The sequence below is a fragment of the Micromonospora thermarum genome (assembly GCF_012034245.1).
Classification (GTDB): Bacteria; Actinomycetota; Actinomycetes; order Mycobacteriales; family Micromonosporaceae; genus Micromonospora; species Micromonospora thermarum.
The window spans coordinates 1-1,189 of sequence record NZ_JAATEO010000092.1 but is presented as its reverse complement, the minus strand read 5'-3'; the positions used below and the strand labels follow the sequence as shown (position 1 = coordinate 1,189).

1 protein-coding gene is annotated in these 1,189 nt (G+C 69.1%); it reads left to right on the top strand.

All coding sequences use genetic code 11. The annotated features are described in order from the left end of the window. Positions 1 to 54 precede the first annotated feature (54 nt). Positions 55 to 1,182 (top strand): IS30 family transposase, encoded by a 1,128-nt coding sequence (locus HCJ94_RS29330; RefSeq protein WP_168004237.1) that lies wholly within the window; start codon positions 55 to 57, stop codon positions 1,180 to 1,182. Positions 1,183 to 1,189: the final 7 nt, after the last annotated feature.

Sequence of the window (1,189 nt, the reverse complement as noted above, 5' to 3'; positions counted from 1 at the left end):
CTTGGGTTCAAGTGGTTGTTGCAACGGGGTGGATTCTCGTGAGGATGAGGGTTCATGTCGGGGAAGCGGTTGTCGTCCGAGGAGCGGGCGCAGATCGAGGTGTTGTTTGGTCAGGGGCTTCGGTTCGGGCAGATCGCGGCGGTGATCGGTCGGGATCGGAGCACGGTGTGGCGGGAGGTGCGGCGTAACCGGACGTTGCGCCGCGGTGCGGGGATGCAGGGTGTGAAGCATCCGCGGGGCCGGCGGCCGGGTTACGTGCCTGGGCAGGGCTATCCGCGCAGCTGGGGGCAGGCCTACGGGTGGCGGTATTCGCATGTCGTGGCGCAGCGGCACGCCGATGAGCGGGCGCGGCGTCCCCGGGCGGGCAAGCTGCGGCCGGGGCGGGGACAGCCGTGGCCGCCGTTGTGGGAGATTGTCAAAGACAAGCTGGCGCAGCGGTGGTCGCCGGTGCAGATCGCCCGGTGGCTACGGCTGGAGCATCCTGACCAGCCGGAGATGTGGGTGTCCCACGAGACGATCTACCAGGCGATCTACTACCAGGCCCGTGGTGGGATGCGTCAGGAGCTGGCCCGGCAGGTCGCGCTGCGCTCCGGCCGCAGCGTGCGGCGGCCGCAGTCCCGGCAGGCCGCTGCTGGCCGGGGCGCGCGGCCCTGGGTGCGCGACTTCCACATCTCCACCCGCCCGGCCGAGGTCGCGGACCGGGCGGTACCCGGGCACTGGGAAGGTGACCTGGTCATCGGCGCCCGCGGCTCCAGCGCGATCATCACCCTGGTGGAGCGGTCCACCCGCTACGTGATGCTCGGCGCGCTACCCGAGTCCCGGGTCAGTGAGCAGGTCATCGACGTGCTCGCCGGTCTGATGCGCCGGCTGCCCGCCGAACTACGCAAGACCCTGACCTGGGACCAGGGCATCGAGATGATTCAGCACCCCACGTTCACCCTGGCCACCGACTGCCGGGTCTACTTCTGCGACCCCCACAGCCCCTGGCAACGCGGCAGCAACGAGAACACCAACGGCCTACTGCGCCAGTACTTCCCCCGCTCCAGCACCGACTTCCGCACCTACACCCAAGACGACCTCGACGCCGTCGCCCGCGAACTCAACGGCCGACCCCGCCAAACCCTCAACTGGCAGAATCCAGCCGAAGCACTCAACAAACTCCTCGTTGCAACCGCCGCTTGAAACCGCC

Coding starts and splice junctions, on each gene's coding strand:
- HCJ94_RS29330 (WP_168004237.1), top strand. CDS start 55: ATGTCGGGGAAGCGGTTGTCGTCCGAGGAGCGGGCGCAGATCGAGGTG.